Annotated in this window: 14 protein-coding genes; 6 read left to right on the plus strand and 8 right to left on the minus strand. The window is 58.1% G+C overall.

Annotation, left to right across the window (positions count from 1 at the left end; translation table 11 throughout):
- Nucleotides 1-8 precede the first annotated feature (8 nt).
- Entirely contained in the window at nt 9-4,682 is a 4,674-nt protein-coding gene (locus RHIBUN_RS0117670; protein ID WP_348625985.1) for a DUF4082 domain-containing protein, read from the minus strand.
- Between RHIBUN_RS0117670 and RHIBUN_RS37365 the strand changes: the two genes are divergently transcribed.
- Nucleotides 4,675-5,241 carry a hypothetical protein gene (locus RHIBUN_RS37365; RefSeq protein ID WP_245271681.1) on the plus strand — a complete coding sequence of 189 codons (567 nt, stop codon included), beginning with the start codon at nt 4,675-4,677 and terminating at the stop codon, nt 5,239-5,241. The genes RHIBUN_RS0117670 and RHIBUN_RS37365 overlap by 8 nt on opposite strands.
- Nucleotides 5,242-5,680: 439 nt before the next feature.
- On the opposite strand, the gene RHIBUN_RS0117685 is transcribed toward RHIBUN_RS37365, so the two are convergent.
- Nucleotides 5,681-6,625: a GDP-L-fucose synthase gene (locus RHIBUN_RS0117685; protein ID WP_025660552.1), complete on the minus strand. Its 945-nt coding sequence runs from the start codon at nt 6,623-6,625 to the stop codon at nt 5,681-5,683.
- Nucleotides 6,626-6,629: 4 nt separating this feature from the next.
- Nucleotides 6,630-7,769, minus strand: a complete 1,140-nt coding sequence (gene gmd, locus RHIBUN_RS0117690; protein WP_025660553.1) for a GDP-mannose 4,6-dehydratase — start codon at nt 7,767-7,769, stop codon at nt 6,630-6,632.
- A 315-nt stretch (nt 7,770-8,084) separates the two neighbouring features.
- Between gmd and RHIBUN_RS0117695 the strand changes: the two genes are divergently transcribed.
- A complete protein-coding gene (locus RHIBUN_RS0117695) occupies nt 8,085-9,524 on the plus strand; it encodes a phosphomannomutase (protein WP_025660554.1) in 1,440 nt (479 codons plus the stop codon).
- 39 nt (nt 9,525-9,563) lie between these two features.
- Entirely contained in the window at nt 9,564-10,991 is a 1,428-nt protein-coding gene (locus tag RHIBUN_RS0117700; RefSeq protein ID WP_025660555.1) for a mannose-1-phosphate guanylyltransferase/mannose-6-phosphate isomerase, read from the plus strand.
- Between the two features lie 427 nt (nt 10,992-11,418).
- Here RHIBUN_RS0117700 and RHIBUN_RS0117705 read toward each other — a convergent pair whose 3' ends face one another.
- The 3 genes from RHIBUN_RS0117705 to RHIBUN_RS0117715 all read right to left on the minus strand — a co-directional run bounded on the left by RHIBUN_RS0117705 (nt 11,419) and on the right by RHIBUN_RS0117715 (nt 16,178).
- Nucleotides 11,419-14,313 carry a winged helix-turn-helix domain-containing protein gene (locus tag RHIBUN_RS0117705; protein WP_025660556.1) on the minus strand — a complete coding sequence of 965 codons (2,895 nt, stop codon included), beginning with the start codon at nt 14,311-14,313 and terminating at the stop codon, nt 11,419-11,421.
- Between the two features lie 95 nt (nt 14,314-14,408).
- Nucleotides 14,409-14,816 carry an Ohr family peroxiredoxin gene (locus tag RHIBUN_RS0117710; RefSeq protein ID WP_025660557.1) on the minus strand — a complete coding sequence of 136 codons (408 nt, stop codon included), beginning with the start codon at nt 14,814-14,816 and terminating at the stop codon, nt 14,409-14,411.
- A 54-nt stretch (nt 14,817-14,870) separates the two neighbouring features.
- Nucleotides 14,871-16,178, minus strand: a complete 1,308-nt coding sequence (locus RHIBUN_RS0117715) for an epoxide hydrolase family protein (protein ID WP_025660558.1) — start codon at nt 16,176-16,178, stop codon at nt 14,871-14,873.
- A gap of 227 nt (nt 16,179-16,405) precedes the next feature.
- Here RHIBUN_RS0117715 and RHIBUN_RS0117720 point away from each other — a divergent pair, with 227 nt between their 5' ends.
- The 3 genes from RHIBUN_RS0117720 (at nt 16,406) to RHIBUN_RS0117730 (ending at nt 18,874) form a co-directional block, all read left to right on the plus strand.
- Entirely contained in the window at nt 16,406-16,801 is a 396-nt protein-coding gene (locus tag RHIBUN_RS0117720) for an Ohr family peroxiredoxin (RefSeq protein WP_025660559.1), read from the plus strand.
- Between the two features lie 70 nt (nt 16,802-16,871).
- On the plus strand, nt 16,872-17,903 hold the full coding sequence (locus RHIBUN_RS0117725) for a DUF3095 family protein (protein ID WP_025660560.1): 1,032 nt from the start codon (nt 16,872-16,874) through the stop codon (nt 17,901-17,903).
- 80 nt (nt 17,904-17,983) lie between these two features.
- Nucleotides 17,984-18,874 (plus strand): DMT family transporter, encoded by an 891-nt coding sequence (locus RHIBUN_RS0117730; RefSeq protein ID WP_025660561.1) that lies wholly within the window; start codon nt 17,984-17,986, stop codon nt 18,872-18,874.
- A gap of 581 nt (nt 18,875-19,455) precedes the next feature.
- Here RHIBUN_RS0117730 and RHIBUN_RS33560 read toward each other — a convergent pair.
- Together RHIBUN_RS33560 and RHIBUN_RS0117740 are read right to left on the minus strand one after the other, a co-directional pair.
- Nucleotides 19,456-21,708: a GtrA family protein gene (locus RHIBUN_RS33560; protein WP_245271682.1), complete on the minus strand. Its 2,253-nt coding sequence runs from the start codon at nt 21,706-21,708 to the stop codon at nt 19,456-19,458.
- A complete protein-coding gene (locus RHIBUN_RS0117740) occupies nt 21,701-22,696 on the minus strand; it encodes a glycosyltransferase (protein WP_084659717.1) in 996 nt (331 codons plus the stop codon). Before RHIBUN_RS0117740 ends, RHIBUN_RS33560 begins: the two co-directional genes overlap by 8 nt.
- Nucleotides 22,697-22,816: the final 120 nt, after the last annotated feature.

Here is a 22,816-nt window from a genome sequence, read left to right on the forward strand (position 1 = left end):
ACTCGCTGTTACGCTGCGAGCTGCTGCCTGAATGCTACGTCCACGTAGTAGTTGGTGCTGTTGTATGTGCTCGTCGGGAACAACCCGCTGGAGCCATATGCATAGAGGCCGTTGCCACCGCTCAGCGCCGACGACATGGCCTGCAGGTTGCCGTTGGTCGTGGTGTCGCTGAAGTAGTCGCCCGTTGCCGAATAATTGCCGTTCGTGCTGTAGGAGACGACGTATGTCGTGCCTGCATCGATTGCGACCTGCTGCGAAAGATTGACAGACTGCCAACCGCTTGCGCTCTCGTTGGTGAAGGTCGCGCTCGCCAGCAACGTGCCGCTTGCCGTCCAGAGATAGCCCGTATGGGGTCCGGTATTTTCCTCACCCTTGTAGAAACGAATACCGGTGATCCAGCCAGCTGCGTCCGACTGGAACTTCATGCCGAGATTGACTGGGCTGTTGTCATTAACCGACGCGATGGCAGGCGTTGTGCCGGCGGCAAAGACATTCTGCTCGCTGCCTTCGTTGATCACGTTGAGCGAGACATTGGCGGTCGACAAAGCGCCTTGAGTATCCTTGATCGTGTAGTCAAAGCTCGCAGCACCGGTATAGCCGGCCAGAGGCGTGAATGTGATCGCTCCGGATTGGCTGTCAAAAGCCACCGTACCATTGATCGCGTTGCCGACGCTCGCAACCGAAATCTGATCGCCATCGGGGTCGTTGTCGTTGGCAAGCAGGGTGGATGCCTGGATGACGACCGGGGCTCCGACACCCGTCGAAATTCCACTGTCGTTCGCCGCAACCGGCACACCATTTTGCGACGACTGTTGATAAAGGACGTCGACCCAGTAATTGGCCGAACTGTAGGAGGCTGATGGAAACAGGCTTCCGGTACCGTAGGCATAGACACCATTTCCGCCGCTCGTCGAACTGGAGGGCGCTGTCAGAACACCGTTGCTATGGTCCGTCGTGAAGTAGTCTGGCGTTGCTACATAGAAGCCGTTGGAATGATAGCTTGCGACATAAGTCACGCCCGCAGAAATGGTGACCGGCTGCGAGAAGGTCACCGTTTGCCAACCGCTCGCCGTTTCGTTGGTGAACGTCGCCGTTGCGAGAAGTTGGCCGGTGCTGCTCCATAGCGAGCCGACATGGGTGCCAACGTCCTGAGCGCTCTTGTAGTACCGCAAGCCCGTGATTTCGCCGCGCGCAGACGCTACAAACTTGACGCCCAATTCCACTGAGGAGGAATCATTCCCGGCGGGAACACTTGGCGTGTCCGATGTGGCGAACAGACCGGCACCAGTGGGTTGGGCTCCGACATTGAGAGAGACTGAGGCAGTTGATGTTCCGCCGCGACCGTCGGAAATGGAGTAGCTGAAGCTTGCCGCACCTACATAACCTGTTGTTGGTGTGAAGATGACGGAGTTCGTTTGGCTGTCAAACGTCACCGTGCCATTCGTTGCACCATTTGCCCCTGTGATCGTCAGGCCATCGCCGTCAGGATCGGTATCATTGGCAAGCAGGCTTGCTGCTGCGATTGACAGGGCTGTGTTCGAAAAGGTGGTAAACCCGTTGTCATTGGCGGCAACCGGCGCGTTGTTGACCGTCGATTGGTTGAAGACGACGTCCACCCAGTAGTTCGCTGCCTGGTAGCTGGAGGTTGGGAACGTCGTGTTCGCCCCATATGAAAAGACGCCGTTGCCGCCGCTGGCTGCGCTCGACAAGCCGGTCAGCGCACCACTGGTATGAGCAGTCGAGAAATAGTTGGCGGTCGCGACATAGCTACCCGTCGTATGATAGGAAGCGATGTAGGTCGTTCCAGCAGTAATCTGGATTGGTGAGGAGAATTTGGCTGTCTGCCAACCGCTCGCGGACTCACCTGTAAACGTGACCGTGGCGATCAGCGTCCCGTTCGAAGCCCATATTGAACCGGTATGGGCGCCAGTATCGCCTGCCGCCTTATAGAAGCGAATGCCGGTGAGGGTGCCGCTCGTCGAGGCGGTAAACTTCATGCCCAGCTCGATTGGAGTATTATCGGTGAAGCTGGTATTGCCCGGGCCGTCGCTGGCCTCGAACAGCGATTGGCCGACTGGTCCGTCCTCGACGGTCAGGCTGACATCGCCCTGATCAGTGCCCCCGCGGCCGTCGGACAGTGTGTAACTGAAGCTTGCCGGTCCGGCGTAGTTCGCATTGGGAGTGAAGATGACCGTGCCGTTCTGGCTGTTCAGGGAAACCGTTCCGTTCAAGGCATTGCCAACGGCCGAGATGGTAAGCGCGTCACCGTTCGGATCGACATCGTTGGCGACGAGGGAAGCAATGGAAATCGTCAGTGTGCCATTGCGTGAGATCGAAAAACCGCTGTCGTCGGTGGCAACGGGCACGCTGTTCGGCCCAGCGTCGAAGACGACATCGACCCAGTAATTTGTCCCCCCGGGATTGTTGCCGGGAAAAGTGCTGGTCGAGCCGTAGGCATAGACACCGCCACCATCGACTGCCTTCAGCGCACCATTGGCGTATGTCGAACCGAAATAGTTCTCGGTGACGGAATAGAAACCGTTGCTATGGTAGGAGGCGATATAGGTTGTTCCCGCAGAGATATGGATCGGCGAGGAAAACATGACGGTTTGCCAGCCCGAGAGAGATTCGCCTGTCGATACACCGGTTGCAAGCAGCGTGCCATTCGCATCCCATAGGCTGACCGTGTGCTCTCCAACGTTATAAAAGCCCTTGTAGAAACGAATTCCCTCGATGGAGCCGCCCGTCGTGGACTGAAAGCGGACTCCGAGTTCGACACCGTCGCGGTCAATCGCAGTCTCGAGCGCAGGCTTGGAAGCCAGCGTCCAGAGGCTATTGGTGTCGGGCAGGATGATGCTGACCTGCTTGCCAGCCGACGGTGTTTCCAGGTTGACACTGTCGTCCACGGCACGTGACATGATCGTATATGTGCCGCTGGCCTGGACGACCCAGTTGTAGCTCCAGTTCTCGCGGCCGGTTGCCTTGAACCAATGCTGTCCGCCATCGGTCGAAACCTCGATGCCGGCGATGATGCCCCCGCCAAAGTCCTGGGCAGTGCCGGTGACGGTGACATGCTGTCCTTCGACGAAACTGGCACCGACGATTGGCGACGTAATCGTCGATGTTGGTTTGATGATATCAGTGGATTGCGTGGCGAGGATCAGGCTTGCATCCAGTGTCGTCGGCTGGATCCCCATGTCCGCGAACATGTTGACCATCGCCTGCTGGACATTGGGATCAGTCGGGGTTTCAGTGCCTTCGTGCTGGTCGTTCAGTCCCCACGACCAGAAGACCGTGCCTGCGCCGAACACCAGAGCTCCACTTTCGGCTCTGTACATCGTCAGGCTATGGGTTGCGACGGCATCGCCGATGGTTGTGCCGTAGTCCCGGAGGTAGGTGTTAACCGCGACCGAGGAAAGCGACAGATTGATCAGGCCATCCGGTCGGAACCCATTTTCGACATCGGAATCCCATTCGTAGCCGAGCAGATTCTGTACGAGATTGTATGTTTCTCCGGGCTGCAGATTGGCAACATCAGTGTTTCGCCAGAAGCGAAGGTTCGAATAATCGTAAGGTATCGTAATGGTATCTGCGCGATAGCTGTCGACCGTGAACATGGTTCCGGTGAGCGAATTTTCTGGCTCCTGTCCGGGGTCGGCGTAGCGGGGATCGCGCCATGTCCCTGTGCCGGTATTGCTTGGATCCGTGCTGGTTCCCCAGGTTTCCTTATAGCACACCATCGTCCGGTATGCCTGGCCGTTGCCGTCGATGCTGCTCTCCCAACGGACCTTCCAGTAGCACTCGTTGCCACTCCAGAAGGCAAGGTTGACGCCGCTATCGCGCGCAGCCTCGACGTTGGTGCGCTGTTCAGCAGACCAATACTCATCATGACCGACCGAGAGATAGGCCTGGTGGTTAAGCAGCAGGTTGCCATTCCTGCTGGCGTCGACACCCGAGATGTAGGATACGTCGTAGCCGTTCTGCTCCAGCCACTGGATTGCTGAATGCTCGGCACCGAAAATGTAGTCCCAGGCTCCGCCAGCCGGGCTGGTAGTGGTGATGATCGGTCGGTTGTAGCTGATTGCCGATGCACGCCCAATTGCAGTGAGACCGCAACTGCAGTTCGGAGGCAGGTAGCCGATCATGTTTGCCGGATCGACTGGTACCTCTCCGTAGTAGAGGCTCGCCCCACCCCAGGCATTGTAGGCCTGCCAGGTCGTATCGGATGTCTGGAAGACGATGTCGCTCGTTGAGGCGTCGTCACGCACGACAAACGGAATGATGCTTGCATCCTCGACGCCGTCTTCGCGTACGAGCTTGGCAATATAGACACCGGAAACGGCATCCGCCGGGATCTCCCAGCTCGCCGAAACCGACCAGTTCCCGCAGTCGATCAGGCCAAGAGACATGTCGACGATCGGATGCGGCTGGATTTGTGCTGTCGTCAGTGACTTGTCGATCGACGCGACCTTGCGCGCACCATCTCCGCCGTAATAGCCGAGGCGATAGATATCGATGCGGTAGTGGGTCGAGTCAGTCGCTATCTTGAAGTCGACGGTCTGGCCGATATTGGTACTGATTTCGGTTGCGAAGCCCTGGATGGTCCCGCCGCCGTCGCCGTCGAGACCCCATTCGCTTCTGGGGTTGCCCTGTTTCAGGTTTTCGAGGGCGATGATGTTCAAGGTAGGAGCCGCGGCTACTGGCGCTGTGACGGCCACAACCGTCGTCGTCGAAGCTGTTGCGGCGAGGGTTGCCGGTGCATCCGAAGTCGCCGCTGCTGACGCAGATGACGTATCCTCAGCCGTTCCCACACTTGCGACCGAGAACCTCAGAACCGGAACACTCGACGTATCGCTCGCGTCCGCGACCGGCAGCACAACCTCGGGAGCAGCTGACAGAGCCGGCTCCAGCGAGGTCGTGGTGATTGAAGTGGAAGGATCTGGTGGCAGCACGGTGCGTGGTTTTGTCGTCGTCTGCGGGTCGGACGTCGAAGAGCTTGTCGTCGTGGCGGTGGTGAGCGCCAAGCTCGCGCCGCCGGTCTGGTCGCCTGTGGAGGTGGCGCCTGAAGCCGGTGACGTTTGCGCCGCGGCTGGATCATTGGTCAAAGGAGACGCAGTGGTCGTCCCCGTGAGCGAGGTCACAGATCCGACCGCACTCAAATCGGCAATTGCACTATCGCTGGCTGAAGAACCCACTGTTGCGGTCACGAAAAGAGCGCTGCCGGTGGCTGCTGCGCTATAAACATTCAACGAGCCGCCGTATCCGCTCAAATAGTCGCGGTCCTTGATGTTGATCCTCAGCATGACAGACGCCCTCACTTAAACTGCGGCACACGTTCAGGTAACTATCCTGTCATGTTTGCGGCGAGAGAGAACGACAGTAATCTGCGGTATGATGCATCGCGGGGCATACCCCGATAGGATTATCGATAAGCTATTGAACGGCTTTTATTTAAGTTGTCTCCGTTCCGCTGAAAGTAATACTTAAAGCAGAGCTGGTCGGAGTGTCGTTCGCAGGGAAGATGGCGGCGTGGCCACGTATCTTTGAGGCGACGATGTGCGGAGAGCCGAGGAGCCGCCTCGATGACAAAGACATTCACGACTTCTACGCGAACACCTTGCTCTAAATTCGACGATAGCGCCTGATCATTGATGGCTGGAAATTGTAACCGGCAGCTCGATCAAATGAAGTCTCGAGCCGCTCTTTTGAGGAAGTCAGCATAGGTCGCGCGCAGCCCATCGCGCAGTGTTGTTCGCGCGCTCCACCCCAGGTTGCGCAGCCGATCAACATTCAACAGCTTTCGAGGTGTACCATCTGGTTTGGAAGAATCGAATACGATCGCGCCCTTGAACTCGACGATATCCATCACAGTCTCGGCCAATTCCCGAATGGTGATATCTTCGCCAGTTCCAACGTTAAATAGGCTTGGTTGGATCCCTTCCTGCTCCATCAAGAAGACGCAGGCGTCTGCCATGTCATCGACATACAAAAATTCACGCATTGGGCGCCCGGAACCCCATACCTCGTAGCTGCGATCACCACGGAGTTTCGCCTCGTGCGCCTTACGAATCAACGCGGGAAGCACGTGACTGTTGTTCAGGTCATAATTGTCATCGATGCCATAAAGGTTCGTCGGCATCACAGACATATATTGGGTTCCGAATTGCCGGTTGTAGCTTTCGCAAAGCTTTACGCCGGCGATCTTGGCAATAGCATACGGCTCGTTGGTCTGTTCAAGCGCGCCGGTCAGCAGGTATTCCTCTTTTATCGGCTGAGGGCAGTCCCGCGGATAGATACAGCTAGAACCAAGGAAGAGCATGCGCGCGACCCCAGCTTGCCAAGCGGCATGGATCACATTCGCCTCTATCATCAGGTTCTGGTAGAGGAATTCCGCACGGTAGACATTGTTGGCATGAATACCGCCTACCTTTGCGGCGGCCAGGAAAACATAGTCCGGTCGCTCCGTGGTCAGGAACTCGGTGACCTTTGACTGTTGCGTCAAATCGAGATCGGCATGAGTGCGCGTCAGTATATTCGAATAGCCTGCAGATTTAAGTCGGCGCACAATGGCCGATCCCACCATGCCACGATGACCGGCCACATAAATTTTGGCGCTCTTATCCATGAAGCTATTCGTGATGCTGGAAGGTATGGAATCCATGCTTTCGAACCACCTCGTCACGCTCGGCGGCCTTGAGATCCTCACGCATCATTTCCGATACGAGCTCTTCAAACGTTATCTTGGCTGCCCATCCCAATTTCTGCTTCGCTTTGGACGCATCCCCCAGAAGGGTCTCCACTTCCGCTGGACGGAAGTAACGTGGATCAACCGCGACAACGCAATTGCCTCTTGCATCGAACCCCTTCTCGTCGACACCCGTTCCAGACCAGCGGATGGTCATGCCGATTTCCCGAGCGGCAGCTTCTACAAACTCGCGCACGCTGTATTGGATGCCGGTGGCAATAACGAAATCTTCTGGTTGTTCCTGCTGCAGCATTAGCCACTGCATTTCAACATAGTCTTTCGCGTGCCCCCAATCGCGTTTGGAATCCATGTTACCTAGATACAGGCAGTCCTGAAGGCCGAGCTTAATGCGCGCCAAGGCACGTGTAATCTTGCGGGTGACAAAGGTTTCACCTCGCACTGGGCTCTCATGATTGAAGAGAATGCCGTTGCAAGCATACATTCCGTAGGATTCACGATAATTGACGGTGATCCAGTAAGCATAGAGTTTCGCAACAGCGTAGGGGCTGCGCGGATAAAATGGCGTCGTTTCCCTTTGGGGCGTTTCCTGGACAAGTCCATACAGTTCGGACGTGCTTGCCTGATAAAAGCGCGTCGTTTTTTCCATTCCAAGAATACGGATGGCCTCAAGAATTCTCAGAGCGCCGAGCGCATCCGAGTTCGCAGTATACTCCGGTTCCTCGAACGAAACGGCAACATGGGATTGTGCTGCCAGGTTGTAAATCTCATCCGGCTGCACTTGTTGAACGATGCGGATCAGGCTGGTGGCATCCGTCAGATCACCGTGATGCAGTATGAATTTGCGATCCTCGACATGGGGATCCACGTACAGGTGGTCGATCCGATCTGTATTGAAGAGAGACGTACGCCGTTTGATTCCGTGAACCTCATATCCTTTGCTAAGCAAAAGTTCGGCAAGGTAGGAACCATCTTGTCCGGTTATACCTGTAATGAGTGCTCTTTTGACGGCTCTTCCTCTGCCTGTACGCGTTGCAAGCGATTTATCTTGGCGCGAGCCATCCATCGTACCCACTCCTCTTATACTAGCTAGGCGCCCACCCGATACTTTCTTGGGTTCAGATAGGGTGGCGGCCGTGTTTCCTGGTTCTGACGGTCGCACTAGCACGGCATCGTTGAGTACACATTTTTCCCCCGTCCCCGCCAACGCCCTATTTCGGGCATCATCCTAATGGCGTGGCGTGTGTCCCGCCTCAGCCTGAGGTTCTGGCGGGCCTAAGCCTATCACCGGTTTGAAACGCTCGATATCTTTCGCTAATCTATCGGCACTCGCGGATGACGACCGACGCAGACAGCAAGTCGGTGAATGTTAGGAAGTTTCATGAAATTCGGCACCAGCGGTCTTCGTGGCCTCGTAACCGACCTTCAGGGCCATGCATCGGGTCTTTACGCAACCGCTTTTGCAAGACACCTACTGGATGCCCGATTGGCAAAGGCGGGAGACCGCATTTTTGTAGCTGGAGACTATCGTCCCTCAAGCCCCGATATTGCTGCCACCTGCATCGGAGCACTGGCACGAGCCGGCCTGCAGCCGATCGATTGCGGCGCGATCCCGACGCCGGCGCTGGCGCTTTATGCCATGTCGAAGGGCTGCGCCTCGCTGATGGTCACCGGCTCGCATATCCCGGCGGATCGCAACGGCATCAAGTTCTATCGACCGGATGGCGAGATCGACAAGGCGGATGAGCTCGCAATCACCCGTATCGCGGCCGATATCGGCGACACGATCGTTGACCTGACCCCTGGCACCGCTCAGAACGAAGAACGCCAGGCCAGTGAGCTTTTCCTGTCGCGCAACCGCGCGCTGCTGCCAGCCGGCGCCCTTTCCGGCCTGAAAATCGGCGTATACCAGCACAGCACCGTTGCCCGCGATGGCCTGATTGACGTGATCGCCGGTTATGGTGCGCAAGTCGTGGCGCTCGGACGATCCGATCATTTCATCCCGGTCGATACAGAGGCCGTGTCGGGGCAGACGATCGAATTGCTCCGCGGCTGGGCTGGGGAGCATGGTCTCGACGCCATCGTTTCCGCCGATGGCGACGGCGACCGGCCGCTCGTCACCGACGAGGCGGGTACACCGCTGCGCGGTGACCTCCTCGGGCTCATCGTTGCGCGCTTCCTTGAAGCAAAGGTCATTGTCACCCCGGTGACCTCCAATTCCGGGATAGAGGCGGCCGGCAGCTACCGCGTCACCCGCACCAAAGTCGGGTCCCCCTTTGTCATCGAAGGCATGAACAAGGCGACCGCCGCGGGCGAAACGTCGGTGATGGGTTTCGAGGCCAATGGTGGCGTGCTGACGCAGTCGGATTTTGCCGTGGCAAATGGAGCGCTGACCGCTCTTCCGACGCGCGACAGCTTTTTGCCGGTCCTGGCGACGTTGTTTCTCGCCAAGCAACAGGACAAGCCGCTTTCCGCGAGCGTCGCAGATTTCCACCTGCCGGTGGCGGCCGCCGACCGGCTCGAGAATTTTGCAGTCGAGAGGAGCGCTGCGATAATGGCGCATCTGCGTGCTTCGCCTGCAAACCTTGCGGCCTTTGTTAAGCCGCTTGGCGCCGTTGGCTCGGTCAGCGATATCGATGGCCTGCGCGTTACGCTGGCCGATCGCACTATCATCCACTTTCGCCCTTCCGGGAATGCGCCGGAAATGCGTTGCTATGTTGAAGCCGAGGATGAGGCAGCTGCTTCGTCGTTGCTTGAGAAAGGCCTTTCCCTCGTCCGCGACTGGACAAACACATTGACCCGATTGCCTATTGAAGGTTGAACTTCATAAACACGGTCCGTCCGTACCCGGAGATTTCTTATGACCAAGAAGATCATTCCAGTCATCATGGCCGGCGGCAAGGGCACCCGCCTGTGGCCATTGTCACGATCGAACGCGCCGAAGCAGTTCATCCAGCTCGTCGATGAAAAGACGTTGTTCCAGCAAACCCTCGAGCGCGTTTCCGACGCCGCCGTCTACGAGGCGCCTGTCGTCATCACCAATCAGGATTTTCGATTCACGGTGGCCGAGCAAGCCCGCGAAGTCGATGTTGATCTGTCCGCCATCATCCTCGAGCCGGTGGCTCGCAATACGGCCGCCGCCATCGCCGCCGCTGCTTTCCACTTGAAGAAGAAGTTCGGTGAGGAGGCGATCCTCCAGCTTCTGGCCTCCGACCACGTGATCGATGCAGGCAGGGATTGGAGCGAGGCGATCGCGACTGCGCGCCAGACCGCCGCATCAGGCAAGATCGTCACATTCGGCATCAAGCCGACCGAGCCTGCAACCGGTTACGGCTATATCGAACAGGGCGAGCCGCTTTCGTCCGGCGCGCACAAGGTAAAGCGCTTTGTCGAGAAGCCGCAACTTGCTGCCGCAGAAGAGATGCTGACCGCTGGCGGCTTTTTCTGGAATTCCGGCATTTTCATGTGCCGGGCCGACCTGCTCCTGAATGAGCTCAGAATATATGCGCCTGCGGTGTACGAGGCTGCGGAAGCTGCCGTCGCCAAGGCTACAATCGATCTTGATTTTGTCCGTCTCGATGGGGCCAGTTTTCAGACAAGCCCCGATATTTCTATCGATTATGCGGTGATGGAAAAGACCGCCAATGCCGCCGTGGTCACTTCAGCTTTTGCATGGTCAGACCTCGGTAGCTGGGATGCCATCCGAAAGCTCGTCGAAAAGGACGAGAACGGCAATGTCGTTATCGGCAATGCCACCGTCATGAACACCGAAAATTCGCTGGTCCTGTCGCGTGCCTCGCATCTCGCGGTTCAAGGACTGAAAAATGTGGCTGTCATCGCCAGCGAGGATGCCGTCTACGTTGGTCGCCTCGACGAAGCCCAGGAAGTCGGCAAGCTGGTGAAACTCCTTGCCAAGGCCAAGGAAACATCAAGCCTGACGGAAACCCACCCGACCTGCTATCGCCCTTGGGGCGGTTATACATCGCTTTTCAACGGCGATCGTTTCCAGGTGAAGCGCCTGTTCGTGTCGCCGGGCAAAAAGTTGTCGCTACAGAGGCATTTCCACCGTTCTGAACACTGGGTATGCGTCAAAGGCACGGCTGAAGTAACGGTCGGCGACCAGGTGACATTCTTGCGTGAAAACGAGTCGGTCTATATTCCGCAGGGCGAGTTGCACCGGCTCTATAATCCCGGCCGGATTGTGCTGGAGATGATCGAAGTTCAGACCGGCTCCTATCTCGGCGAGGACGATATCGTCCGTGTCTCCGACGAGTTCGGGCGGGGATAAGCTCCCCGCGCGGATCGGCCCGGCGCCTGGGCATCAGCCGACGCGCTGATCGCCCTGATGCTGAAACGGAAGCTTCCTTGTGCTGTTGCCAGTGGCTAAGGGTTAGCTCCGCATTTCACACGCCTGGGGCACGGGACGCGTGCTTCCGCGAAATCGCCTTTCCGCTTGCTGTCTGCCTCGCCTGGTCGAAACGCGAACGCGGCGTTGCGGTCGGTTGGCGCAATTGATCGGTCCGCTGACGCACGTCTAAAGGGGTGTCTCAAGTGCTCACCAAGCTTGCGGCGCGGTCGTCTCAAGCCTCCTCGACGAGGATGCCGTGCCACCCTATACCCACAGAGGGCAATCTTCCCCGCTGGGTCAGTATGGCTTCGTCGAGCAGTTGGCGAGGACGTATCGCGTGCGAACCCTCCCGCCGCTCAGCGCGGATTTATGGGCGACGTGTTGGCCGCTCGTGCGATGCCTCGATAACGATCGGCACATCACCGTCGTGCATAGACATGTCTCTGGCTGCCCGCAGATCGTCGGTGTCGTGGCCCTCGTCGAACTCATCAAGGACTAGCCGAAGGATCATTGTGGCTTCCTTTTTCTTTCCGAGGTCCGCTTCGAGTGCAGCGAGATCGCACGAGGCGCGCAGTTCCCAACTGCGTGCGCACATCTTTCGACTGGCGGCGATGGCGCCTGCAATGCAATGGCGTGCCTCATCCGACGCGGAAATCGATCCCAAAAGGTTCCCCTTTATTCGCAGAAGTTCCGGGCCGTAGCAGAAGTCCCCTTTGGTTTCGACCGATTGGATGGCTTTCTCGACCCGCTCCAACCCTTCGTCGATTTTGCCGAGCGCCAACAACCCTTTTATCAGCGAGATTTCAAGCATGGTGGTGAAGACCTCATAGGTGGAGGCATGCAGCCGCTCAATGCATCGGCGGAGGCTGTCGATGCCTGCGCTGGGATCTCCCCGGCGGATAGCGATTTCCGCCTCGAAGCCTCTCGCTACTGACACGTATGGCGACAGGGAGTGCAGCCCGGCACGCGAAATCAGCCAATCAATGTGCTCTTGTGCACTCTCCAGGTCGCCGCGCCAGAGGAAAACGGCGATGCCACCGAGCAGCGCGATGCAAAGTGTCAACGAATGATCCGCCTCCGCCGCTTCCTTGATCGCTTGCCGCGCCCGGACGGCCGCCTGGTCAGGGAAGCCTTGAAGCCAGAGATTCCTGGCAAGGATTCCGCCGGCGAGCCCGCGTCCCTGGAAACCGACATAGCTTCCCGGCGCGCGGCTGGGAAGCGGATCGCTCGCTAACGCAGCCTCCAGTTCGAGCCTGGCACGGCCAAGTTCGCCGCCGAAGTGCAATGAATTGCCCAGAAAGAAGTGCCCAAGCGAAATCGCGGACGGTTCTTCGGTCGCCTCAGCGACGGAAGAACAGCGATAGGCACACTGGAGTGCCGATTTGAAATCTCCCGTTCGCAGATGAAACATGTTCAATGGGCCGAGGATCTTGAGCTGATCGACCGCATTCCCTCGACCTTCGGCAATCTCCAGACCCCTCGTGAGCGCGGGGAGCGCGTCACGGCCGCCGTGGAGATACATCCGGGAGATTCCAAGGCCAGCCTGAAGATGCATCTCCTCACGGCTTTCCCGGTAATGGTCGCCCATGGCAGAAAGCGCGCGTTCGGACCAGCGCTGGCATTCCGGAAAGAGCGACATCGCCTGAAATACCGGAACAGCCGCGGCAGCCAAGCCGATACCGACATCGACATTGCCGCTGTCGCCAAACGCCCATTCCAGGGCCGCCCGGACGTTATTGATGCCAAGGAAATAAGGCAGCCGTTCGGGTCCGCTCGAGAGCGTTGGCCAATCCGGGCCAAACTGCTCCAGCCAACGTCGGTAGTACGAGGCGTGGCTCGCAGCCAGATCGGCAAGCTCATCTTCGATCTGGCTATTGAGTGCGTAGGCGCGCGTTGTATCGAGCAACCGATAGCGCATCATCGCGCCGAACGAGTTCGCGCTCAGCAGCGACTTCGCAACAAGACTGTCGATGGCACCAAAGAGTGCAGGTCGGTCAAGTGACGGTGTTGCGATCACCTCCCAGGCGGCATCAAGCGTGAAATCGCCAACGAAGATGGCCAGTCTCCGAAGAACAGTGCGATCGAGGTCGGACAGCAGCCCGAAACTCCAGTCGAGCGTCGCCTGCAGGGTCTTCTGACGTGGCGGCGCGTTGCGCGATCCCACCCATGCCAGGGCAAGATGCTGATCGAGCAGGGCAGCCGTCTGGGAGAGGCCATAGGCCTCGACCCGCCTCGCGGCCAGTTCCAGCGCAAGCGCCATGCCATCGAGTTTTCTGCAAATCGACGCAATGATGCGAGCATCGTCGTCGGTGAGGGACAACGGCACTCCGCTCGCGGCGATGCGCTCGGCGAACATCTGGGAAGCCGGATAGGAGAGAATTTTCTCGGCAGTCATTTCCGGATCGACCGGAGCGCAGGAGAGCGTGTCGAGCTTGTAGATACTTTCGCCTTCAATCCTGAGGGCTTCGCGGCTCGTGACCAGGATGCGGACGTGTGGCGCGGCATCGACTATGCTTGACGCCAGGTCTGCTACGGTATCGACCAGATGCTCACAGGTATCGAACACAAGAAGGATACGCTTATCTCTGAGGTAGGCGAGCAAACTGGGGCGCACGTCATCGGAACCGACGGGTATTCCGAGCATGGACGCAAGCGCGGGTGAAACGAGCGATGGATCGCTTAGCGTCCCGAAATCAGCAAGCACCGCAGCGCCATCAAACGTTCCCGCCAGTTGATTGGCCAATGCTATTGCGACGGTCGTCTTGCCGACGCCTCCACCTCCCACGATGGAAACGACAGGAAATCTCGACAACCTCTCGGAAAGGTCAAGGATATCACTCTCGCGTCCGACCATACGTTCCAGGCGGTTGGGAAGATTGGCATGCCTGAATTTCACCGCGTCATCACCGGGGACCAGCGCAGCGGACGAGCCTGAGATCGGGGCAACGAAGCAGTAGCCGCGGCCGGGGATCGTGGTGATGTAGCGTGCACCGTCCCGCCCATCGCCAAGGGCTTTACGCAGCCCGGTCATGTGAAAGCGCAGGTTACCTTCTTCAACGACAACGTCCGGCCAAATCTGCGACATGAGATCATGCTTGCTCAGAAGAGTGTTCGGAGCGGATACGAGCGCGATCAAAAGGTCCAGGGCGCGTGCGCCAAGCTCGACAGGAATCCCATCCTTCGCAAGGAGGCGCTGACCCACATTCAGACAAAAGGGGCCGAAGGACAGGTCACCTGCAGCATCGCCTGTCGCCCGCGTCATTTCATCCCCCCTGACCAACTCCACCGTTCTGTTTATACTCCAACCTCTTTTTCGGAGCCACGGTGGCTCAACATCCGGTTTGCGCACTTCGGGACTTAGACGAGATTGTAGAAGGCATGGATGTTGCCGTGTGTTGCCCGGCAGTATGGGCATTCAAGTCGAGCAGCTTCAACCAAAGCAGATGCAATTTCCCGATCCAGGCCGGGCAGGTAGATATCCAGGCGAACGCCGACGACGTATCCCTGGTCGTCGGAGGATAACTCCACATTGGCGTATATCCTGACATCCGCGTGGAGCTTGATCCGCCTGATGTCGGCGACATGTTTCAATGAACTTGCGAAACTCGCCGACCATGCAATTGCGACAAGCTGCTCCGGGTTCGTGCCTAGCCGATTGCCGGCAGGGTTTGAAAGCCTGATATCGAGAGCCCCGTCCGAGCTGCGTGCGAAGCCGTTCTCTCGGCTGCCAATCGTCTCGGTCCTGGCAGTATGCACATGTTGCATGATCGTACCCCGGGTGAAGGAGGGAGGCGCGCGCATATGCGCGCGCCTGAAAGGTCAGCCAGACTTCCGCAGACCACGGAACCCGGCCCGCACTTCATCGACGAACAGTTTGGGTTGTTCCCAGGCGGCGAAGTGACCGCCCTTTGCCACCTTGTTGTAGTGGACGAGGTTGGGGTAGGCGGCTTCGGCCCACTTGCGCGGCGTCTGGTAAAGCTCATCCGGGAAGACACTCACCGCGACTGGCACCTTGACGCCCTTGGGCGCAAAGAAAGCGAGCTTGTTTTCCCAATAGAGGCGGGCGGCTGATACGCCTGTGTTGGTGAGCCAGAAGAGCGTGACGTTGTCGAGCACGTCGTCCGGGCTGAGACCTTCCTTCTGGCCGTCGAAGGAGCGGGCGATCAGTTCAAGGCTTCGGGCGTCGTGGTCGAGCATGTAGGTCGCAAGCGCAATCGGCGAGTCGGCCAATCCGGTCAGCGTCTGCGGCCGCGTTCCCATCAGGAAGGCGTAATAGACGTGCTTGTAGAAGAAGACGAGCTGGTCGTAGGACCTCCGCTCCTCGTCCGACAAGCCTTCCGGAGCAGGAGCGCCGGCAAAGGATGCGTTGTTGATCTCCACAGGAATTGCTCCTGGCATGTTCGTATGGATGCCGAGCAGTTCGGGCGGCGCTTGCACGCCGATCATGTCGGTGACCACCGCACCCCAGTCGCCGCCCTGGGCGACAAAGTTCTTGTATCCCAGCCGCCGCATCAGGGTTGTCCATGCGGCGGCAATGCGTTCCGGCCCCCAGCCGGTGGCGTCGGGCTTTCCGGAAAAGCCATAGCCGGGCATGGACGGGATGACGACGTGGAACGCGTCAGAGGCATCGCCCCCATGGGCAGTCGGGTCGGTGAGTGGGCCAGTGATCTTCAGTTGCTCGACGATCGAGCCCGGCCAACCATGCGTCACGATCAGCGGCAGCGCGTTTTCATGCTTTGAACGAACGTGGATGAAGTGGATATCCAGGCCGTCGATCTGCGTAATGAAGTTCGGATAGCTGTTGATCCGGGCCTCGACCTTGCGCCAGTCGTAGCCTGTCTGCCAGTGGCGCAGTACCTGCTTGATGGTCTTGAGCGGTACGCCTTGCGAGAAATCGCTTACCGTTTCTTTCTCCGGCAAGCGGGTATGTGCAAGCCGGTAACGGAGATCATCAAGGTCGGCTTCCGGAACGTTGACCCGGAACGGGCGGATTGCTTCGGGATCGGTCGACGCGATTGAACGCCCAGGCAACACGTTTGCGATACCGAGCGCGGCGATGCCGGTTGCGGCGGCACCCAAAAGGCGGCGTCGATCGAGGTCGATAACTTCGGTTTTGGTGGTGGTCATGGTCTCTCTCCTTGAGAATGGCGGTTGAGAGTCTGCACCGTTGTGCTGCCCGAAAAGCTACGCCGCGGAGCTGTGAAGCTCACGTTAGGCGTTGTTAATCCTTGTTTGTTGGAGGGCTGCGGCAATCAACGTCTAACAACGCCTAACGTGCGATTTCGGTCGTGCGGCAGTACTTCTGTTGGCAGCACAACGGTGCAGACACTCAACCAACACAGAGGAGTTTCGCCATGACACACAAGGTTCTGTTCACGGGTAGGACGCACAACACAAACGGCCGCGATGGCGGCGCACGCAGCAGCGATGGTCACCTGGACATCAAGATGAAGCAGCCACATCCGGCAGCGGAAAACCTGTTCGGCGCTGCCTGGTCGGCCTGCTACATGGGTGCTATCGAATATGCTGCCTCGCAGAAGCAGATCAAGCTTCCGGCGGGAGTTGCCGTCGATGCCGAGATCGATCTGAACCTGGAGGAGGGCTCGTACTTCCTCAGCGCTCGCCTCAACGTCAGCGTTCCTGGAATCGACCCCGCAGTGGCAACCGAACTGCTGCACGACGCCCACAACATTTGCCCGTACTCGAAGGCAACGCACGGCAACGTTGATGTTGTGACAACCCTCATCTAACGGAAGCCCCCTGGCCTGGCCTGCCACGATGGCAGGTCAGGCAAGCAAATCTTTGATGCAGGAGGCTTCAATGAACAAGGCATTCCGACAACTCGACGCCAGCAGCGATTTCGGCGAACTGCTGGTCACGACAAGCTACGCGCCGTTGCCCGACGACTGGCTGATTGGCATCACCGACGTCGTCGATTCAACCTCGGCTATTGCCCGCGGGCGGTTCAAGGATGTCAATTACGCGGGCGCTTCGGCGATCGCGGCGCTGGGCAATGCTATCGGCAGTTTCGACTTTCCGTTCGTGTTTCGCGGCGACGGCGCGGCTTTTGCCTTCGATCCCGATGCAAAAGAAGCTGCGATCGGAGTCCTGCGGCGTGTCGCCGGTTACGCTCGAGATCAACTGCAGCTTAACCTCAGGATCGGCCTGGTGGCCGTCAAGGAAATACGTGCCGCCGGGAGCGACGTGAAAGTCGCGCGTTACGCCGCGTCGGAGACGGCAACATATGCCATGTTCGCCGGCGGCGGGCTGAACTGGGCTGACCGGGAGATCAAAGCGGGAAATCACGCGCTCCTGCCGTGCCAGGAATACGCAACGCCCGATCTCGAAGGGCTGACCTGCGAGTGGGCACCGATCCCCAGTCGGCGTGGCGATATCCTCTCCCTTCTCGTGGAGCCACAGGACAACATCAGCCCCGAGGCCTTCACCTTGCTGACTAGGCGATTGCTTGCCTTACTCGGTGTAGAGGATGGCTCATCACGTCCCGTTCCCGAGGATGTCGTGATCACCAACTCCGTTGCGGATTACCTGGGCGGCGAGGGGTGGACAGACGTCGTTCTGAATTCCGACTACAGGAGATACGACGATGTCCTTCGCCTGACCCTGGACTGTATGCCGGAGCAGATCAAGGACGTCGAAGCGCTCTTGACGTCGGCCTACGATCGGGGCGAAGTCTACTTCGGCATGCATCGCCAATCTCATGCGCTGATGACCTGCCTCGTCCCAGTCGGTGCTCGCGGGTCCCATCTGCATTTCCTGGATGGGATGGGCGGCGGCTATACCGCCGCGGCCTCATTGCTGGAGGCACAGAGGCACGCTCATCATGCGCGCTGAAGTGAGCGTCAAAACGTCGGCCTGAATCCGAAAATCACAATATTTACAATTGCTAAGCTCTCGAACATTAGAGATATTTCATGACCCTCGACCGTTTCGCTCCCGGTATTTTTGTATTTCTCTGGTCAACTGGTTGGATCATTGCGAAGTACGCGGCTCATCACTCCGAGCCATTCTCGTTCCTCACGGTCCGTTACGTGCTCTCGGCGGTTGCCTTCTGCGCTATCTCCCTTGCCATCAGGGCGAAATGGCCCAAGGGCGCTTTGGCGTGGCGGGCGGTCTATTCGGGTGTTTTCCTGCACGGCTTCTATCTTGGGGGTGTCTGGTGGGCGGTGGCGCGCGGGGTGCCGGCCGGCATTTCCGGCATCGTTGCAGCCATGCAGCCTCTACTCACGGCACTGGCGGCCAACGCCCTCATCGGCGAACGTCTGCGCTCCTCACAGACGGCGGGCCTGGCACTCGGCTTCGTCGGCATCGCTGTCGCCATTTCACCGAAGCTCATGCAACCCGATGCGTCCGATCTCCTTCATGCCGGCATTCCGCTCGCCGTTAATCTGGTGGCTATGTTCGCCGTCACCTATGGGACGATTTATCAGAAGAAGCACCTTCAAGATGGTGACCTGACCGCAATTGCGACGTTGCAATATCTCGGTGCGTTGGCCTTGACCGCTCCCTTCGCGCTCGCCTTCGAGACGTTCCGCTTCGATGGCAGGCTCGAGACCTACGCCGCTCTTGCGTGGTCGGTACTCGGGATATCGGTGGGGGGCATTGCGCTGCTTCTCTTTTTGATCCGCCGAGGTCAGGTCTCGCGCGCTGCGTCCCTGATCTATCTCTGCCCTCCTACGGTAGCGGTTCAGGCTCTCATCGCGTTCGGCGAGCCACTTACCCCTCCACTGATCGTTGGCACGGTGATTGTCGCCGCTGGGGTTTACCTTGCCAATCGGAAGGCACCCCGAGCCGCGAAGGCATGAGGTATTCCATCTGCTCGCGGTGGCGATGGGCCGCTGCGAGCAGAGAATATTTTCAGCCAGCTTTCCGCAGGCTTCGAAAACCTGTCCGAACCCCCATCGACCTCAGTGGCTGTCATCGCCAGCGAGGATGCCGTCTACGTTGGTCGCCTCGACGAAGTCTGATCCCGTCAGGCGTAAAGGTGTTTCTGGCGAGCCATCCGATCGACTTCCGCAATTATGTGAAGCGTGCGGTTATGGGAAGTCCGTCGCGGCTCAAGCTGCTTCCTCGTTTTTTGTCCAATAGCTTAGATCGGTCATGAGCCTTCCCCGCTCGGCATAATTGTTGTCGTCTCGAGACGGTCTTTTTGTCATTGAGAGGAGCCGACGGTTTGCCCTGCAGAGGCGCGCTTTGACGACGCGGACGGGAGCGAGGCCGTCGGCACAGGGATGGACTTAATACGCTTGGACGGGCATCATCGCTGAAACGAGACGGGTACGGTTACGCAAGACTGGCTTGGAACGGACGTTGGCAATTTCATGCTTCAAGAGCATTCGAGACCGTCACCCTGTCTTCCGGTCAGGAGAGGTTGATCGACCTAAAGTCATGGCAAAGTCGCCCGGCACAACTGGTAGCGATGCGAAACACTGCCAATGCCGGCGGTAAATACACTGCAACTGTCGGGAAGCATCGTGAAGCCTGCCTGTGCAACAATCTGCGCAGCCCGGTCGCGACGCGCGCGCTCCGAGGCGTCGACGTCAATTTTCCTGGATTGCGGCACGTCGATACGGCAAGTTGCGTCGCTGGCCTCCGAGGAGACAACGTCAGCTCGCAGGTGTAGCCGGGTGATCATAGTCCGGAGAAAGTCGCAGCCCTTCTGGCTCGATGTTAACTGAGCCCGGCCTGCCAAGTTGTCGTAAAAGGCCATATTGGAGGCACGTGTGTTGTCTTCGCCGTCAGTAATGACCAAGATCGGGCCACCGCGCCCGCGTGCTATCCCCTGCGCTTTCTGAATATACGCCGGCGCAGCCGGAAAGTTCACCAAACCGATAAAAGCGAGTTCAGGGGGGAACAGGGTTGCCAACCAAGCCAGTGATTTTTCGGTGCCGGGGCTGGCCAGCAGCACAGTCGCTCGTTTGGGATCAGGCAGCGATGGGGCTTCCATGTGGTAGAGAGGATTGGCCCATCCCTCATGGCCCCACGTGCGAGCTCCGCCCACCAGAACGACGGCGGCAGCGGCGACCAGCAGCCAAGCTGTCATGCGGCGTGCTTGTGCATACGGACGCAGCTGTGTCAGTAGAATAAAGAGCGCGAGCGGCAGAAGAACTTCGAACGACACAATGTATCTGGAGATGCTAAAGAGCTTCATCCACAGGAGATATGCTGCTCCGATGAAGAACAGCACGAACGATGCCTCAGGCCTGAGGGTCGGTATCGTGCGGCTGCGCCATCGTGTCCAGAGTGTTTTTACCGCCCAAATCCAGAACGTCACATAGACGACGGGCCACATGATGTGCCTCAGGGGTAGCTCACCCACCCTGCGAGGGTTTGCCGAAAAAACGAAAGGCCAAAGAAAAGTCTCGAAGAAGCCTTGCGGCCCCCAACGACCATCAGCGATCGCAAGTGGTGTGACCATTGGATGGGGGAAAACCGCACTGAACTGCGGGAACACCGGATTGCCGAATTCCTGCCCCATCCGTATCATCCAGTAGCCGCCAGTGATGACGAAACCAACAATCGCCGCTAGGCCGAAAACGATGGGGAGCCTCAATCGCCGACTTAGCGTGCCGTGATAGCAAAACAATAAGGCCAGACAGATGGAAAAGGCCGGTACCACATTGGTCAGCTTTAGGCCCATGCTAAGGCCGGCAATCAAACCAGCGATCGACAGGAGCCCTATCGCCCTGGCGTTATAGTACCCGAGGGCCGACCAGCGCGAAACGATGATATAGATGGCGCCTAGAATGAAGAGCGCGGTTGTGTTGTCTCCCATGGAGTTGCCGATCTCCGACAGGAAAACGGCCGTGAGGCATCCCGAGAGCGCCAATAGGATCGGCAGGCGATATCGATCCTCAACGGGCCTTTCGGGAAGGACCACAGCGGCAATACCCATGACAAGAATAAAGACCGCGCCATGAAGCATACCTTGCAGGAAGCCGAATAGTGCCGGCGGCAGTGCTCGGTTGAGGATATAAATCGGCAGGTCAAGTATCGGGTTGAAATATGATTGGAAACCGGCCGGTGCCAAGTCAATTAACAGCTTGTCGTGTATCAACGCGAATGGATTGTAAAGATGGTAGTTGTAAAGGTCCCAGTTCGCATCCGCGCCGAGGATCAGAGAATAGAAGCCGAACAGTAGCGGTACGATGACAGCTGCGACCGCGGGCGCCTGCGGTCTGCTTAGCAATCCCAGTCGCGTAGTCTGGCGAACCTTCAAAACCCGCGTTTCGGCAACCGCATTAAGACGAGGTTTGAACACCCACAATTTTGCACCTATGAAATTGAGACTCATGCCGGCGAGAGAGCCGGCACCCACGGCAAAGGCCGGCAGCAACCACAGCATTGGCAGTGTCAAGACGACCAAGCAGTAGACCAGGTAGTTGAAGAGCCCGCCCAATGACATGGTGGCAAAATAACGCCACCATTCCTTATGGACCTCCTGACTGCGGTGATGCCTAAAAGTAAAGTGCCTGTTGATGCACCAAGTTACCAGTACCGCAGCGAGAAAGGACATCGCCCGCCCGACAAAGAACCCAAAGCCCAACTGTAGCGTAAGCAGCAATACGCCTAGGTCGACGGCAAAGCCGAGAATGCCTGCCACAGCGAAACCTAGGATCTGTCTGGGCAGCTCAGCCACGGGGACGCCAAAGGCCTGGCACGGCGAGGTAGGCAAGACGTTTTATTTCCATGCGGCCCCGCGTGACGGTGTTCAATACGATGCCACAGGTCAAAAGCAGAGTGCCAAACAGCATCAGCGACGCCGCAAGCACCGCGGTTGGGAGACGTGGAACTAGTCCCGTTTCCAGATAGGTCTTAAACAACGGGACGGAAAGTATTATCGACGTGGCGGCGCAGAGTATAAAGCCAAATGCAAAGAATATCAGCGGTTTTTCGGCTTTGAAAAGACGGACGATCGTTAGAAGGATCCGAAGTCCATCACGATAAGTATTGAGTTTGCTGGCGGAACCTGGCGGGCGCGACCGGTAGAGGGTTCTTATCTCTGATACCGGCATCCTGAGTTCATACGCATGCACCGTCAGTTCCGTCTCCGTTTCGAAGCCAGAGGCATGGGCAGGGAAGGATTTGACGAAACGGCGCGAGAACACCCGATAACCAGAAAGCATATCAGTTAGAGACCGCCCGAATATCATCATGACGCAAGCGGTCAGAAGCCGGTTTCCAAACCTGTGTCCAAGCCGGTATGCTTCCCGCTCGTTGGATGTTCGGCTGGCTACGACCATATCTAATCCATGCGCCGCCAGTTCTTCAATCAAAGTCGGTGCTGCGCTCGCGTCATAGGTTCCGTCCCCATCGACCAGCACATAGATATCCGCCTCAATATCAGCGAACATGCGCCTTATGACGTTGCCTTTGCCCTGCTCCCGGACCGTGTTGACGATCGCGCCTGCCTCCAGTGCGCAGGGAATTGTCCGATCCGAGGAGTTGTTGTCGAAAACATAGATGGCTGCATCGGAAAGCGTCCGGCGAAAATCGTGGACGACCGCCCCGATCGTGACCTCTTCGTTATAGCATGGGATAAGAACGGCGATATGCCTCCGCAATCCCAGCTGTTCGGCCTCGTTTGAGCCGGCCAGTTTGCCCTCTGGCCGTTTGTCCGTCATCATTCCGCGATTGTTCCCAATTGGAGGCCGGTCGTTTTCGACCAGCGTCGAGTTGCGTTTCTTGTGTTGACAATACCAATGGTACGTGGCCGTCAAGTCTCGCGGCGTGTCTAAATGTCAGTT

Source organism: Rhizobium sp. IBUN (assembly GCF_000510625.1).
GTDB classification, from domain to species: Bacteria; Pseudomonadota; Alphaproteobacteria; order Rhizobiales; family Rhizobiaceae; genus Rhizobium; species Rhizobium altiplani.